Origin of the sequence: Methanobrevibacter sp. V74 (genome assembly GCF_963082495.1) — an archaeon.
Classification (GTDB): Archaea; Methanobacteriota; Methanobacteria; order Methanobacteriales; family Methanobacteriaceae; genus Methanocatella.
This window is the reverse complement of sequence record NZ_CAUJAN010000001.1, coordinates 308,481-324,332: the sequence shown is the minus strand read 5'-3', so window position 1 is coordinate 324,332 and position 15,852 is coordinate 308,481. Positions and strand designations below refer to the sequence as shown.

Here is a 15,852-nt window from a genome sequence, read left to right as displayed (position 1 = left end):
TAAATATCATGATAGAAAAATCACTTTATGAAAATTACCAAATTGATTTTGATGAAACAATAACACCGGACAGTGAGGATTATTTATTTGTTTTTAATAAAAATAGGGAATTATACTTAGATGACGATAAAAAATTGCCAAAATCTCTAGATAACTTCGACATTAATTTTTGTTTATACATTGGCACCTATTGTGATAAAAAAGCATTTGCAGCCCATGTTGAAACAGAAGAGGAATATTGTAATTTGGCAGATGTATATGAGTTTAATCATGATTTATACCACATTGCATCAAGAGCTGTCCTTGTAAATGATTGGTACAACATTTTCCAATATTGCGGACATTGCGGTGCAAAAAACGTTATAGATGAAAAAGACATGATGATGAAATGTCTTGAATGTGGACAAGTTCACTATCCAAGAATTGCACCTGCCATAATTGTTGCAATCACTAAGGACGATAAATTGCTAATGGCAAGACACAGTTATCACAAAAATCACCCATACACAATAATTGCAGGTTTTGTTGAACCTGGAGAAAACCTTGAAGAAGCCGTTGAAAGGGAAATTGATGAGGAAGTTGGAATTAAAGTTAAAAATATTACTTATCAAAAAAGTCAATCCTGGCCATTTCCAAATTCTTTAATGATTGGATTTACAGCAGAATATGAATCTGGTGAACTGAAAATTGATGATGATGAATTGATTGAAGCTAAATGGCTTAGTAGAGATGAAATTAAAAATCATCCATCTGACATCAGTATTTCACATTGGTTAATTGATAATTTTATTAATGGTTAATTTTTAGTTTTGGCAAAAATACCTACTATGAGATTGAAGTTTTGAAATTTGGTTTAACAAAGAGACAAATATTATTTATTGAATGTTTTATAAGTAATTATTCCTGATTTTAATTTATATAGTCCTTGGAGCAGTAAATCCTTAGGACAAGCAATATTCATCCTTAAAAAGTTTTTACCATTACCGCCAAATTCATGACCTGGAGATAAGAATAATCCTTGATTTTCTCTTAAAAATTCACATAATACTTTTGAGTGAACATTAAGCTTAGAACAATCAAGCCATAATAAATAAGTCGCATCACATTGAACTAATTTAATTATAGGCAATTCATTAGTTAAAAATTCATCAACTATTTGTTTATTTTCATATAATACCTCCATAAGCTCTTCAAACCAGTCTTCAGAATCGTTATAGGCAGCAATGACAGCAGTTGTAGCAAATACATTGCAGGAATCAGAATTATCCAGATGTATTCCTGTTTTAATCTTATTCAATAACTCTAAATTTTGAGTTTGAACGATTGAACTTTGAAAACCTGCAATATTAAATGATTTTGAAGGCGATAAGCACCTGATAACATTATCAGCTGATCTGAATGGATTGTATTTAACATCAGGATTAGTTAAATCACAATGAATTTCATCAGATATTAAAGTAACATCATGTTTTAGACATAAGTCTTCAATTTTATCTAAATCCTCTCTAGACCAAATTTTACCAACTGGATTGTGGGGATTACAAAGTATCATCACATTAACTCTTGATAATTTCTCATCTAAATCCTCGAAATCGATTTTATATCCTCCATTCTCATATACCAGCTCATTATCTAAGACCTTACGATGATTATCTTCAATAAAATAGGAAAATACATGGTAAACTGGTGATTGAATTAATATTTCTTCACCAATTTCTGTTAAACATTTAATCATTGCAGATATTGATGACATTACACCTGTAGAATATGCCATTTCCTCTTTTGACATTTTAAAATCATATCGTCTTTCCCACCAGTTAATATAAGCTTCAAATAGCTCATCTGGAATAAAAGTATATCCGTATATTGGATGAGATGCTCTCTTTACAATAGCTTCCTGGATTTTAGGAGCCACTTTAAAATCCATATCTGCTACCCACATTGGAAGATCATCATCAAAAAAATCCCATTTAACGGAATTGGTGTTTTTTCTATCTACAACCGTTGTAAAATCATATTTAGTATTTTTCATAGTGAATCTTTCTCTCGTCAAATTTATCCATGAACCTGTTTTGCCAACCATCGGCTGGATAACCTAATGTGATTATGCAGAACGGTTTAGTTTCAGAAATATCCTCAATTCCAATTATTTTACCAATTTCAACCATTCGCTCTTCATCAGGTGCAACTCCATTCCAAAGTCCACCTAAACCAAGATTTACTGCTTCAAGCAACATATTCTCAGCTGCAGCCCCCATATCTTGTTGCCATACTGTTTTATAAAATGCTCTTTCAATATTTGCTACAAGAACAATTGCAACTGGCGCATTTGTAACACGTGGTTTAATTTCACCAATTTTAGCTAGAGTTTCCTTATTTTTTACAACAACAAATTCCCATGGTTCAGCACCTAATCTTGATCCTGGCGCTTGCATTCCTGCTTTTAATATTTTAAGAATCTTTTCATTTTCAACATCCATATCTTTATATTCACGAATGCTTCTTCTTGTATTTAGTATTTCCTCAAAATCAGACATGATTAAAAATAATAATTTCATCATATATAAAATTAGTTTAAGTGTGAAAAATGTTTTCACACTTATTCAATAGATGTTTCACTTAATCTAAATTCAATATCATTCTCCATGCAGTACTCTTTGACATGTGTGACAATATCTTCAATATCCTCATCATCATATTCATTTTTGAAATAATAAGCAATTGGTTGGGAGTTAGTATAAACAGTAATTATCAAATACTCATTACCATGAACATGAACATTTAATGTATTATATGTTTGAATATCATGAATGATATCGTTTTTAGCTTTTTTAATTGGAGTTTCATTTCCAATTGTTTTAATCTCGGTATTTTTATAGATATTTTGTAGTTTAATGATTTTACCTTGGTCGGTTAAAACATCACTTTCAGGTTCAATTTCGGATAATTTATCTTTGAATAGTTTTGCATTGTGTAATTTTTCTTGAATGTCAACTAAATCTTGTTGCAGGTGTTTTTCTTCTTCAATTAATGAATTAATAAATGCTTCTGAACCATTATTGAATTCTTCATACATTTCAAGTACCTCTCTTGGTGAAAGCAGAGAATAATTTTTGAAAAACTCTTTAGTATGTGGTTTAACACGAAGACTTAATGGTTTTAAGTTTGCTTTTTTGGATTTCTGGTCAAAAATTTCTTCTGCAAAATCACTACCTTTTTTGTGCAAATATTCCATTTTTCTAGAAAACATTTTTTCAAATTCTTCACGAGACATATCATCAGGGAAGTTTATTTCAAATGCTCCTGGAGTATATGATCCCCCGAAATTTTCATTTCCCCATACAAATTTTTTAGTTCTTTTTTGGTTTGCCATAGTATCACTCTATTTATTTGTATTACAAAATATGTTTTTGTATACAATAATGTATTTTAAAGAACTAGTATATAAATGTATTCATTTTTGAAAAATGTATACGTAAAAATTTTATGGATCATTTGCTCAATTGCGCACCAATCTCAAAAGCTTTTTCTAAATCCTTAGGAAATTGTAAAACCCATTGTTTTTCTTTAAGTTCCTGCGAAAAACCATTCATATTAAATTTTGAATAATCACTAACCTGAATCGTATCGCAAACAGGATAAGTTACTATCTCCCCATTTAAAAATGAGAATAAAAACTCAGTATTCGTTAAACTATCCTTCATGGATTGCTCGTAAAAGTCTAACGGAGCGTTCATCGTGTAGAATATCCCTACATTAACATTGCCTGCAAAATAACTTGATCCATCATCATATGACATGATACAAAAAATTAATCTCTCAACTAATGCTCTAAACTCACTTGTAGGTTGACCAAAGTAAATTGGCGAACCTATCAATAAGGCATCAGCATCAAATATTTTATCAATTAATGGAGTCAAATCATCTCTCCAATAACATTTACATTTGGTTTTCTCTTTTAGTTTACAAGCAAGGCAACTTCTACATCCCTTAAAAACTAAATCATATAAATTTATATATTCTGTTTCAGCTCCAACAGATTCAGCACCTTTTTGAGCTGATTGCATTATTTCAGCAGTATTCCATTTTTTTCTAGGACTAGCATTAACTACAATTGTTTTCAAACAACTCACCACCATTACTATTTATCAATATTATGTAATAATGATGATTGAAAAATGCTATTTTTACTAATTTCTTCTAATTTTAAGAATAACTTCCAAGGCATAGCTAATGTAACATAATCATTTGGAATAAAATGTTTCATATGACTTCTAACTGAAAGGTCAACTGGTTCTAAAACCATATGAGGATCATCCTGCTCCTCTTGCTCAAAAACAAAACAACCAATACTTTGACAGGCTGAAGATTGTGGAACACAGACATAGTTACTTTTAGACCTATGAGAACCATCAAGTTGCAAAAGTAACATTAATTTAAATGCATCAACTGTAAAAATTACAGAATTTGGAATTTCACCATCTTCAAGGTCTTCTAACGGTTTAAAAACAACATAGTCTTCTGTATCATAAATTGGTCTTGAAGAGATGTTTTCATAAGCCGTTTCAAAATCTTTATAAATTCTCTCCCCTTCACTAAACATTTGTTTTACATGAGGAGGCCTATTTTCTAATTTTTTTAGATATTCTTTTTTATTATCTGTTGAATCAACACCACATGACAAGAATATTGCCTGAAATGCTTTTTCACTATCGTTTTTAAAACTACTGCCCCATCCAAGACCTGGATAAATGCCGGCGCAAGTTGCATTTTCACGACCAAAAAAAGTAGGTTCTCTTTTAGAAACAGTTTGCGCAACAAAAGACATTACACAACCACCATGAGCATCTTTTGGACCTTTAACACATTGGGCTTTTCATCAGTTTTAATTAAAACTATTGGGTCAAATTTACCATTTAAATAATTTGCAATACTACTCTCCATAGTAATATTTTATTTATTGACAATAAAATCTTATTTATAAAAAATAAATTACATGAAATTATTCAAAGTATAAATTTAAAACATTACTCATCTAATTTTTTTAAATAATAAATACCTTTATCGCTTAACCTGTACAATCTTCCTTTATATTCTTCAGGATTAAGGATTTCTATTAATTCTTTGCTTTTTAGCTCTGCTAATACCTTACTAACATGACTAATTCTAATACCGCAATGTTGAGATATTTCTTTAGGCATTAACACCTCATTTTCCAAAGATTTTAAAAGAAGTGGTCGGTATTTAGATCTTTGTAAAAATTTCAATGTTTCATCACCCATAATAATCACCAACAGTATATTTAGATTATTTGTTTAATTATTTAAACTTAATGTAACTTTTAAACTATAATAATCAGTTTTACACAACTTATATAATTATTTGAAACAAAAAGAGACGGAAACGATATTATTTTAAAAAAAAAACTACATTGAGAAATACAATAATAACCACCAAATTCAAATGCATTTATATGAGATAAAATTATTTACAGATAAACAGCAAATCTATTCCATAAAATGCATTACTTACTTATGATTTAGTATTTATGAAAATAAGGATTATACTTCAATATTGCAAAAAATAAAAGAATCGAAGCTATTTTTTAGCTTCAATAACTGTTATTCCATTCATGTAAGGGACTAACACTTCAGGAATTTTAACAGAACCATCAGCTTGTTGATAGTTTTCTAAAATACAACACATGGTTCTTTCAGTAGCAATGGCTGTACTGTTTAGAGTGTGTAGTATTTGAGCATCACCAGAACCTGCTCTTCCAAAACGTGTTTTGGTTTTACGAGCTTGATAATCTTTACAATTAGTGCAGGACACTAATTCACGAAACGATTTAGAACCTGGGAACCAAGCTTCTAAATCGTATTTAATAGCTGCATTGTCATTTAAAGCAGACGATACAATAGTTATAACTTGATATGGAAGGCCTAATTTTTGATAAATCCTTTCAGTCACTTCCATTAAGTGATCATGCTGATTTCTTGAATCTTCAGGAGTTGAATAAATGAATTGTTCAATTTTTTCAAATTGATGAACTCTGAAGATTCCTAAAGTATCTTTCCCATGAGAACCTGCTTCTTTTCTAAAACAAGTTGATAGGGCACAGTATCTAAGTGGTAAATCATTAGGGGAGATAATTTCATCTCTGTGAAGTGCTGCTAGAGTTTGTTCTGCAGTTGCAATCAAATACATGTCTTCATTTTCTACTTTGTATAAGGTTTCTTCAAATTCGCCTAATTCAGAAGTTTCAGCTGCGACTTCACCTTTTACAAAGAATGGTGTTTGCATTGGAATATAACCTTCACTTTCAAGCTCTGAAAGTGCAAATTGAATTAAAGCTAAGTTTAAATGTAGGATGTCTCTTTTCAAGTAATAAAATCTTGCTCCAGCAATACTTGCTGCGGTTTCAAGGTCGGCACCATCAATTCTATTAATTAAATCCACATGATTTAAAGGTTCGAAATCAAATTCCTTAATATCCCCATGGGTTCTAACTACCTCATTATCATCTTCGGTGTCTGAAATTGGAACATCATCATCAATTATGTTTCCTACTTTGTATCTAAAATCATCACGAAGTTTAAGGCATTCAGCATCTTTTACAGTAAGCTCCTTGATTTCAGCTGCAACTTCTTTTGACCTCTTAATTACCTCATCTAAATTACCTTCCTCTTTTGCTTTTTTAAATGATTTTGATAATTTATTTTTTTCAGACCTAAGGGAATTAAGTTTTCTTTCACCTTCCCTCCATAAAGTATCATATTCTATTACTTTTTCAACATTTTCAGTATCTCTAAATCTCTTCTTTTCAGAGTCTATAATCAATTCGGGATTTTCTCTGAATAATTTTATATCTAACAATATTTTGTCCCCTAAAATATTTTATACAAATATAATTTTGATTCTTTTGTTTTTTAAACTTAATGCTAAAATGTCTCTTTCAAAAACTTGTGTGATTTCACTTTGATAAATTTTTCATTAAAAACATTTTCCGGATATTTAGAGGCATTCTTATAATTTAATACTAATAAATCGCTTATTGTGAAATAAATTAAGCGCATATTAATCAAAAAATAATCTATCATACAAGTTTTCAGACCCTTAATATAAACTTACTCTTGATAAAAAGAAATTGTGTTAAGAAATGCTTAATAATGATTTAAATAGTTATCATTCAAAGAAAGAAAAAAAAGAATTAAAAAAGGTTTCTTTTATAACAATTTTTCTTCCCATTCTTTAACTTTAAAACCAACTAAGACAAAGTCATCTCCAACAATGATCGGTCTTTTAACAAGCATTCCATCAGTTGCAAGTAAATCAAATTGTTCTTGTTCGGACATATCTGGAAGGCTATCTTTAAGCTTTAATTCACGATATTTCATGCCGCTAGTGTTGAAAAATCTTTTAAGTGGCAGACCTGATTTTTTCCACCAAATTTCGATTTCATCTGATTGCGGATTATCTTCAACAATGTGTCTTGAGTCATATTCAATATTGTGCTCATCTAACCATTTTTTAGCTTTACGGCAAGTTGAACATTTAGGGTATTGTACAAATAATACTTTGATTATCTCATGCTTTTTCGTTACCATGATTAATAATATGAGTATACTATTAAAAATAATTAATGTGACAGTATGGTTTAATAATATCTAATTAATTTATATTTAAAAATATTTGAGTATTTGGAGAAAAATCATCAATACATTCTAAAATATACTCATTTTCCCAATCATTTTGATTACCATAACCCCATTTAACAATAACACAGTCGATTCTGGCATTTTGAGCAGTTTTTATATCTGTATTAGAATCCCCAATATAAAGGATTTCATCCAGACCAACACCAGCTTTTTTAATTATTTTATTAACTCCACAAGGATCCGGTTTTGAGGGGCAGTCAAAATCATGACCTCTTATTAAAATAAAATCAATATCTCCAAAGAATTTATCCATAAAAGTTTCAATCGAATCGGTGAATCTATTTGAATTAATAGCCAGTATTACATTTTGCTTTTCTAATTTTTTTAAGATCTCATGACTTTTGGGAAATGGAACTGAATGTTCTTTTTTTGAAGGATAATATAAGCTCAAATATGTTTTTTTAACCATTTCGATATTTTCAGGAGTATTTTTATCTTTTAAAACAAGTGAAACAATATCATCGATTTTTCCACCTAAATTACCCCAATATATTCCTCACGAGTTAAAGTTGGAAGATCATGAATTGTTAAAGCTTTATTAAAACATATTACAACATCGTTGACCGTATCCATTAGTGTTCCATCAAAATCAAAAATAGCAAGTTTTTTCATAGGTTAACATCTGTTTAACTAAATTAAATAATTATGCATAAATTATTTTTATTTCTAAAACATCATTGAAACAAAAGGTTCGCTTATCGGTCACATCCATCAACAAGCATGTATTATTTTGAATGTAATTTTAGGAAGAAGATTCATTAGATGATTCTTTCTAATTTTAACAATTCCATTTTTTTATCAATTCCCGCTGCATATCCCGTTAATTTTCCATTTGAACCAACTACCCTATGGCATGGGATTAAAATAGATATTGGATTGTGACCAACTGCACCCCCGACAGCTTGTGCAGACATTGTTGGAGAAATCATTGATGCAATTTCCCCATATGTTAAAGTTTCACCATATGGAATTTCAGATAATATTTTCCAAACTTTTTGCCTAAACTCACTACCTTGAGGATTTAGTTTAAAATCGATTTCGGGATTATTGCCATTGAAATATTCATCAAACCAATTAATTACCTTTTTAAATATGGTCAAATCATCTTTCTGAATAATGTCCTCATTAATTGTAGCTTTAAAATATTTTTGACCATAAAACCAAACCCCAACAATAGATTCAGCGTCACCTACAATTAACATTTCCCCTAATGGAGAGTCATAATTAGTTGAATAATACATTTTATCATGACAAATCTATGTATCTTTATCTACAAATAGTTAATTACAATATGATTTAATTTCAAAGTAAAGAAAACAATATTCAATCCCTGCTGATTAATTGCCACAAGTTCCAGACAGCTTTTTTATTCATTTTAGATATTGCTCTTTGAGTTTTTATTCCTTTAGGACATACATCTTCACAGGCAATGGATTTTACACAATGAGAGAAGAATTTATCTTTATATTTACTTTTTAGACGTTTAATATGATTTGAATCAGATTCTTGTGATATTAATTTAGAAGCTGAAACTGCAATTGGAGTTCCAACAAAATCTCCCCCTCCATAATTCGGACAGGCTTCAACACAACATCCACACATTAAACACAACGACATTTCATATTCAAAATCAATATCGTTTTGATTAATTTTAGAGTTACTTTCCAACCATTGCTCACATTCAATTAAATCATTGTGCAATTTAGATTTATCAACTTTTAAGTCTTTAATAACTGGGAATTTTGATAATGGTTCTATTGTTATTTCTCCATATTCTTTAATCATTATTTCTTCGTTTAAAAATGTTTGGCAAGCCAATTTTGGTTGTGAGTTAATTACCATTGCACAAGACCCACATAAACCTTGAAGACAACTGCATTGATATACTATTGCCCCAATTTCATCAAGCATGGTTGTAACTGGAATATTTAAATTGCCAGAATATTTAAATTCCTTGAATTCCCCATCAATTTTAATTTTAACCGTTATTTCACTCATCTAACTCCTCAAATGAAATTTTTATTTCCCCATCATAGTCAATGCAGGTTATTTTCCTATATTCCTCTTTAGTTTGAAGATATTCTTCCCTTTGATGAGCTCCGCGGCTTTCTTTTCTTTCAATTGCTGAAAGTATGCAAGCTCGAGCTAATGTAGTTAAATTTTTAATTTTCACATAATCATAATAACTCGAATTGGTATTAACATCACAATTTAAAGTATCCAATTGCTTTAAAGCCCCATACAATTCCGTTTCATTTCTATAAATTCCCATAGAGGTATTCATAATATTTGCAAGTTTATCTTCAATTGTGGAGAGTAACTCACCATCAAATGAATCCTTCCATGAATTAAATGAATCAATTTGATTTTTCAGAGAATTAAAAACAACATCAGGATTAAAATATTCTTCCAATACAACATTTTGAGCTGCAATATAACCTCCATGGATTGCTCCAAGAAGCGAATTGCCACCTAATCTATTTGCTCCATGATACTGACATGAACATTCCCCAGCTGCAAATAATCCTTCAATATTGGTTTTGTGATTTTCATCAGTTTTAATACCTCCCATAAAGTAGTGAACCCCAGGATAGACAGGGATTGCATCACAAGTTGGGTCAATATTTAAATAACGGGTGCAAACCTCATAAACTTCATCCAATTTGATTTTAACTGTATCTTCACTTAAATGGCTTATATCCAGGTAGACTTGATTTTTTCCGCCCCGAGATGCCTTGTAAATACTTCTTGAGACAACATCCCTTGGCATTAACTCAGCCATTTCAGGATACCATTCTTTCATAAAGTAGTATTTCTCGCCATTTTGATTAACATATAAGTTTCCACCTTCTCCACGAGCTGCTTCAGTTATTAACATTCTTTTTGAAGGTGTTTTAACAGTTGTTGGATGGTATTGTATCATTTCAAGATTAGCTAGTCTTACACCTTGAATTAATGCTTTTGCCGTTACATATCCATCATTTAAAACAGACCCTGAGGTTTTTCCAAATAATTTATTCAATCCTCCACTTGCCAGAATAACTGAACCTGTAAAAGCCTTAATCTCTTGTGTGTCTTCATTAATACAAATTACCCCTAAACATTGATTATTATCCAAGATTAGAGATAAAAATCTCCAGCCAACATACCTTTTAACTTTATCTTCTGCTTCTTTTTTTCTACATAATGCTGTAAGGGCAGTTACAATTTGTTTTCCGGTTCTTGCTCCTGCATAAGCAGTTCTTGCAAATTTTTGACCGCCAAAGTATCTTAAATCAATGTTGCCATCATCACGAGTGAAGCTAACTCCAATATTTTCCAGCCATTTGACAATTTTTGAAGCATCATATGTTAATTTCAAAACTGATTTGGAATCGTTAATTTCACAGCCGCTATTGATTGTGTCTTGATAATGTTTATCTACTGAATCATTTTCACCTTTGGTGTTAAGTGCAACATTAATTCCCCCCATTGCCATTACAGATTGACTAGATTCAGAGAATGTTGGTGAAATCAAAGTTACATTTGCACCTAAATCACTAGCTTTAATAGCAGATGTTAAACCGGCTAAACCCGATCCAATAACAACAACATTCACAATATCACCCCATAATACACTATTTCAGCTAAAATTGCTATTAAAAGCAAAATGCAGATAGTGAGATTGAATTTATCTTTAAAATTAACAAATGAATTTTTATTATCTAAAAATCCGAAAGATACCAGTAAACGAGGAATACTTACACGTAAATGCATGGAAATTGAAGCGAACAATAAAATATCAATTAAGAAATGCAATAATTTAAAATGAAACTCTGAAGAGAAATTAATCGGAAGCATCATATATGAAAAAATATGCAAACCTACAAAGATGACAATGCAAATTCCTGTGATGAATTGTTGTGTGGTTTCGGCAATTAGTTTAGGATACACCTTATTTTTCCTCATTTTGTCTTTCAGATAAAGATAAGAACTAATTATAATATGCAAAACTAGGGGATAAAATAATCTTCTACCGGTTATTTTAAAACTTGGAGAATAATCAATCAAACCATATAAAAATAATAAAGATAAAACAGCATGATTTACAAACATTAGAATCATGATTATTACTAATAAACTGTTTATCTTTCTTAGCGGAATCATTTTAATCTAAGTAGGATTTGGAGAACTTTTCAAAATCTTCATCACTCATAGGTTCGAGAGTTGACACCTTTTCATTTGTCATAATACTTGAAGCAAGAGTCTTGTATTCTTGTGTTTCATCACTTTCAGGATATTTTTCTACTACGGTTTTTGCATCCAATTCGGCATCTTGAATTAAATTACTTCTATGAACTATTCCAATTACATGAGTTCCTATCTTTTTGGCAAATTCACTAACAATTTGCTCTTCATTTTCCACATTCCTACAATTGCAAACAATACCGCTTAAATTACCTTTAAGCTTTTTAACACCACGAACAATATTATTTGCAGCATAAAGTGCCATATATTCACCAGAAGTTACAATTAAAACTTCATCAGCATATTTTTCACGTAAAGGAACTGAAAAACCGCCGCAAACCACATCCCCCAATACATCATATACAACAACATCCAAATCTTCATCAAAAATACCTAGTTTTTCAAGCCTTTTCATGGCCACTATAACACCCCTTCCCGCACAACCAACACCAGGTTCGGGTCCGCCACTTTCAACACACTGAATGCCTTTAAAACCACTGAAAACCAATTCCTCCTTTTCAGGATTCCTATTTTCCTTTAATGTATTGACAATAGTCGGAATTCTTTTTCCACATAAAGTACGTGTAGTATCAGCTTTTGGGTCACAACCAATGACTAAACAGTTTAAATCATCACTTGCCCACACAGCAGATAGATTAGCTACTGTAGTGCTTTTTCCTATTCCACCTTTTCCATAAATAGCTATTTTTTTAATCATTATAAATCGCTCATGTTTTTAATTCTCAAAACTGAAGATGCAACTGCACATATAGTAATTATTAAAGACAATATTAATGTTATATTTTTAGAATTTATTAATATTACTACGATTGGTAAAGTATAAAACATTAGTGCTACAAAAGTGCCGAATTTCTCATACTTTAACCCATCACGTCCAGAAGTTATGAAAAATTCTAGTATTTTTAAAATAATAATAAATAAAAACCAAAATGGCACCAAATCAATCAAAACCAAAGACAATGTTGAAAAGAATATAAATAAAAAATCAAAAATAACATCTATCCGAGCACCATTAGGAGAAGCCAAATCATGTTTTCGAGCCCAAAAACCATCTAAGATGTCACTTAACACAGTTAATCCAAATATGATTATTAAACTTATAATATTAAATTCAAAAAGAACCACATATAAAAATGATAATCCGAAAAATAGTCTAGAAGCTGACAGAAAGTTTACAATAAGTTTATTCATGAAAAAACCTTCATTATGTTTTAATTAATTTATATACAAAATCGTTTTGGCGAACTTTATCTGGAATAGCTATTGCCACATTACAACCTTTATTTACACTTTCAACAGATTTTCCTTCAATCTGCATGGATTCGATTGTGTGAGTAATAGATCCTGTAGTTTTACCTTGAATTATGATTTTATCCCCCAGCTTCAAATCATCCCAAATTCTAAGCTCTGCTGCCTTAACTTTATTGTAGTAGTTAACCACCTGACCAATGTCTTTTTTAATATATTTCGATTGGTTATCCTCACTTATCTCAAATGGAGTGCTGAAGTAAAAATTAGTGTCAAATCCACGATTGAACACACTTGTTAATTCATCCATCCACTCTGACCTAACTTCATAGCCAGTTGGATTATCTGAATAGCTATCAATAGCTTGCCTGTACATTCCTGTAACCATAGCACCATAATCAGGACTTCTAGCTCTTCCTTCAATTTTAAATGATGCAACACCACTTTTCATTAACTCGGGAATGTATTCGATCATGCACATGTCTTTTGGTGAAAAAAAGTTGGTTCTATAACTTCCATCATCACTACCGGAGATAATAAAACTCTCATCTTCAACATCAGAGAAATTAACAACATTATCCTCACCTTCCTCATATGTTAATGTCCAGTTTTTACGGCAAGGCTGTAAACAGTCCCCACAATTAGCACTTCTTCCATACAACCCATAGCTTAAAAAACACCTTCCAGAAATTGCCATGCAAATTGCACCATGAATAAAAATCTCAGTTTCAATTGGAGATTTGCGAGTAATATCCGTAATTTCAGCCAGGGAAAGCTCACGAGATAAAATAGCCCTTTTAGCTCCTAATTTCTTAAGGGTTTTAAGAGTGTATGAGTTAGTAACATTTTCCTGAACGCTGATATGTGCTTCAAGACCATGTGAAACAGTATCTTCAATCAATCCAATGTCAGATAAAATAAGTCCGTCAATTTCTGATGAGGAGATTTTCTCTAAGCTATCTTCCAATTGACATGCTAAAGATTCATTTAAAATAATATTTGTACATAAATAAGTTTTAGCCCCATATTCTTTAGAAATTTTAGAAACTTCATTTAAATCATTTAAAGAGAAATTTTTAGCATTGGCCCTCATATTATAATCATCAAGACCCAAGTAAACTGCATCAGCACCATTTTCTAAAACAGCGCGTAGCGAAATAAAATTCCCTGCAGGAGCTAATAATTCAACCATGATTATCTAAGGTTTATAATAAGTTTCAGCTTCAATACCCTCAGGAAGTTCTGTAGGATATCTCTCATTAAGACATCCCAAACATAGATTTTCTTCAGGCATACCAATGGCTTCAACTAAAGCATGCAAAGTAATGTATCCTAAAGTATCAATGTCTAATTGCTCTTTAATTTCTTCAATGCCATAATTAGCTGCAATCAACTCTTTTTTAGTTGCCATTGCAACACCATAGTAACATGGAGAAATTACAGGAGGACATCCTACTAAAAAGTGTATTTCAGCCGGTTCGGATTCTTTTACAAGATCTAATAATTTTTTAGAGGTGGTTCCTCTTACAATACTGTCATCAATTAAAATAATCTTTTTGCCTTTAATGGCTTCTTTTATAGGATTTAATTTAAGTCTAACAGCCAATTCCCGTTCTTCTTGAGTCGGCATGATAAATGTTCTTCCAACATAACGGTTTTTAATTAATCCCTCACCGTAAGGAATTCCAGAAGCTCTAGAAAATCCAATAGCAGCAGGAATTGATGAATCAGGAACTGGAATTACCACATCTGCATCAATAGGATATAATTCATATAATTGCTTGCCGATATTCATCCTAGTCTGATAAACATTAATACCATCAATGGTACTATCAGGTCTTGCAAAATAAACATATTCAAACATGCAATGTGACAAACCACATTTATCAGCAATTTCTAACATATGGGAGTTAATTTCATTATTGTCAAAGTAAACAACTTCCCCAGGAACAATATCCCTGATGTATTTAGCATTGATTACGTCAAAAGCAACAGTTTCAGAAGCTAGAATATAATCATCACCTCGCTTAGCAACTGCAAGAGGTTTGATTCCCATAGGATCCCTCACACCATACAATTCACCATTGACAAGTATTGTTAAAGCATAAGATCCAACAAGTTTTTTTGTTACAGATTCTATTGAATCGATGATACTTTTATTGTTATAGTAATGCTCATTTTTAAGCATATAACATATTACTTCAGAATCAGTGTCAGATTTGAATTCATAACCTTCAGCAATTAATTCTTCCCTCAATTCTGCTGAATTAACAATATCCCCATTATGAGCCATCGCTATAAATCCATCATCAAAATCAGTTACAAAAGGTTGAGAGTTTTCAAGTTTTGACTGGCCAGTGGTTGAATATCTTACATGACCAACAGCCATACTACCTGACAAATTTTGAATTTCATAGTCTTTGAAAACATCAGTGATTAAACCCATACCGCAGTAATAATTTAAACCTTTTTTAGGATTAAAAGTAGCTATTCCTGCTGATTCCTGACCTCTGTGCTGTAAAGCATATAAACAATAATAAACTAATGATGCAACATCCTTAGATTCATCTTTAGAATGAAATCCAACAATACCACACTTGTCTTCCATTTCGCCTTGCATGTGCTAACTCCAATTTAA

The 15,852-nt window shown here is 31.0% G+C and carries 19 protein-coding genes; 1 reads left to right on the top strand and 18 read right to left on the bottom strand.

Annotation, left to right across the window (positions count from 1 at the left end):
* Nucleotides 1–8 precede the first annotated feature (8 nt).
* On the top strand, nucleotides 9–800 hold the full coding sequence (nudC, locus tag Q9969_RS01620; RefSeq protein ID WP_305512943.1) for an NAD(+) diphosphatase: 792 nt from the start codon (nucleotides 9–11) through the stop codon (nucleotides 798–800).
* Between the two features lie 71 nt (nucleotides 801–871).
* On the opposite strand, the gene Q9969_RS01615 is transcribed toward nudC, so the two are convergent.
* The 18 genes from Q9969_RS01615 to purF all read right to left on the bottom strand — a co-directional run bounded on the left by Q9969_RS01615 (nucleotide 872) and on the right by purF (nucleotide 15,834).
* Nucleotides 872–2,032, bottom strand: coding sequence for a MalY/PatB family protein (locus tag Q9969_RS01615; RefSeq protein ID WP_305553687.1), 1,161 nt, complete (start codon nucleotides 2,030–2,032; stop codon nucleotides 872–874).
* Nucleotides 2,019–2,537: a nitroreductase family protein gene (locus tag Q9969_RS01610; protein ID WP_305512945.1), complete on the bottom strand. Its 519-nt coding sequence runs from the start codon at nucleotides 2,535–2,537 to the stop codon at nucleotides 2,019–2,021. The genes Q9969_RS01615 and Q9969_RS01610 overlap by 14 nt, the downstream gene beginning before the upstream one ends.
* A 62-nt stretch (nucleotides 2,538–2,599) precedes the next feature.
* Nucleotides 2,600–3,373: a hypothetical protein gene (locus Q9969_RS01605; RefSeq protein ID WP_305512947.1), complete on the bottom strand. Its 774-nt coding sequence runs from the start codon at nucleotides 3,371–3,373 to the stop codon at nucleotides 2,600–2,602.
* A 118-nt stretch (nucleotides 3,374–3,491) separates the two neighbouring features.
* Nucleotides 3,492–4,124, bottom strand: a complete 633-nt coding sequence (locus Q9969_RS01600) for a flavodoxin family protein (protein ID WP_305553681.1) — start codon at nucleotides 4,122–4,124, stop codon at nucleotides 3,492–3,494.
* Nucleotides 4,125–4,141: 17 nt separating this feature from the next.
* Nucleotides 4,142–4,828: a DUF169 domain-containing protein gene (locus Q9969_RS01595; protein WP_342766046.1), complete on the bottom strand. Its 687-nt coding sequence runs from the start codon at nucleotides 4,826–4,828 to the stop codon at nucleotides 4,142–4,144.
* A 199-nt stretch (nucleotides 4,829–5,027) separates the two neighbouring features.
* Nucleotides 5,028–5,282, bottom strand: a complete 255-nt coding sequence (locus Q9969_RS01590; protein ID WP_305553678.1) for a transcriptional regulator — start codon at nucleotides 5,280–5,282, stop codon at nucleotides 5,028–5,030.
* Nucleotides 5,283–5,598: 316 nt separating this feature from the next.
* Nucleotides 5,599–6,876 (bottom strand): serine--tRNA ligase, encoded by a 1,278-nt coding sequence (serS, locus tag Q9969_RS01585; protein WP_305513547.1) that lies wholly within the window; start codon nucleotides 6,874–6,876, stop codon nucleotides 5,599–5,601.
* A 350-nt stretch (nucleotides 6,877–7,226) separates the two neighbouring features.
* Entirely contained in the window at nucleotides 7,227–7,607 is a 381-nt protein-coding gene (locus Q9969_RS01580) for an arsenate reductase family protein (protein ID WP_305513546.1), read from the bottom strand.
* Between the two features lie 64 nt (nucleotides 7,608–7,671).
* Nucleotides 7,672–8,127 carry an HAD family hydrolase gene (locus Q9969_RS01575; RefSeq protein WP_305553675.1) on the bottom strand — a complete coding sequence of 152 codons (456 nt, stop codon included), beginning with the start codon at nucleotides 8,125–8,127 and terminating at the stop codon, nucleotides 7,672–7,674.
* A 65-nt stretch (nucleotides 8,128–8,192) separates the two neighbouring features.
* Entirely contained in the window at nucleotides 8,193–8,330 is a 138-nt protein-coding gene (locus Q9969_RS01570) for an HAD hydrolase-like protein (protein ID WP_305553673.1), read from the bottom strand.
* A 146-nt stretch (nucleotides 8,331–8,476) separates the two neighbouring features.
* A complete protein-coding gene (locus Q9969_RS01565) occupies nucleotides 8,477–8,959 on the bottom strand; it encodes a methylated-DNA--[protein]-cysteine S-methyltransferase (protein WP_305513542.1) in 483 nt (160 codons plus the stop codon).
* An 82-nt stretch (nucleotides 8,960–9,041) separates the two neighbouring features.
* Nucleotides 9,042–9,716 carry a 2Fe-2S iron-sulfur cluster-binding protein gene (locus Q9969_RS01560; protein ID WP_305513541.1) on the bottom strand — a complete coding sequence of 225 codons (675 nt, stop codon included), beginning with the start codon at nucleotides 9,714–9,716 and terminating at the stop codon, nucleotides 9,042–9,044.
* Nucleotides 9,709–11,316: an FAD-binding protein gene (locus Q9969_RS01555; protein ID WP_305513540.1), complete on the bottom strand. Its 1,608-nt coding sequence runs from the start codon at nucleotides 11,314–11,316 to the stop codon at nucleotides 9,709–9,711. The genes Q9969_RS01560 and Q9969_RS01555 overlap by 8 nt, the downstream gene beginning before the upstream one ends.
* Nucleotides 11,313–11,822: a hypothetical protein gene (locus Q9969_RS01550; protein ID WP_305553670.1), complete on the bottom strand. Its 510-nt coding sequence runs from the start codon at nucleotides 11,820–11,822 to the stop codon at nucleotides 11,313–11,315. The genes Q9969_RS01555 and Q9969_RS01550 overlap by 4 nt, the downstream gene beginning before the upstream one ends.
* Nucleotides 11,823–11,865: 43 nt before the next feature.
* Complete coding sequence (gene cfbC, locus Q9969_RS01545) at nucleotides 11,866–12,663, bottom strand: Ni-sirohydrochlorin a,c-diamide reductive cyclase ATP-dependent reductase subunit (protein ID WP_305553666.1); 798 nt, start codon at nucleotides 12,661–12,663, stop codon at nucleotides 11,866–11,868.
* Complete coding sequence (locus tag Q9969_RS01540) at nucleotides 12,663–13,157, bottom strand: CDP-alcohol phosphatidyltransferase family protein (RefSeq protein ID WP_305513536.1); 495 nt, start codon at nucleotides 13,155–13,157, stop codon at nucleotides 12,663–12,665. Before Q9969_RS01540 ends, cfbC begins: the two co-directional genes overlap by 1 nt.
* Nucleotides 13,158–13,170: 13 nt before the next feature.
* Nucleotides 13,171–14,406: a peptidase U32 family protein gene (locus Q9969_RS01535; RefSeq protein WP_305513534.1), complete on the bottom strand. Its 1,236-nt coding sequence runs from the start codon at nucleotides 14,404–14,406 to the stop codon at nucleotides 13,171–13,173.
* 6 nt (nucleotides 14,407–14,412) lie between these two features.
* Nucleotides 14,413–15,834, bottom strand: a complete 1,422-nt coding sequence (purF, locus tag Q9969_RS01530; RefSeq protein ID WP_305513532.1) for an amidophosphoribosyltransferase — start codon at nucleotides 15,832–15,834, stop codon at nucleotides 14,413–14,415.
* Between the last annotated feature and the right edge of the window lie 18 nt (nucleotides 15,835–15,852).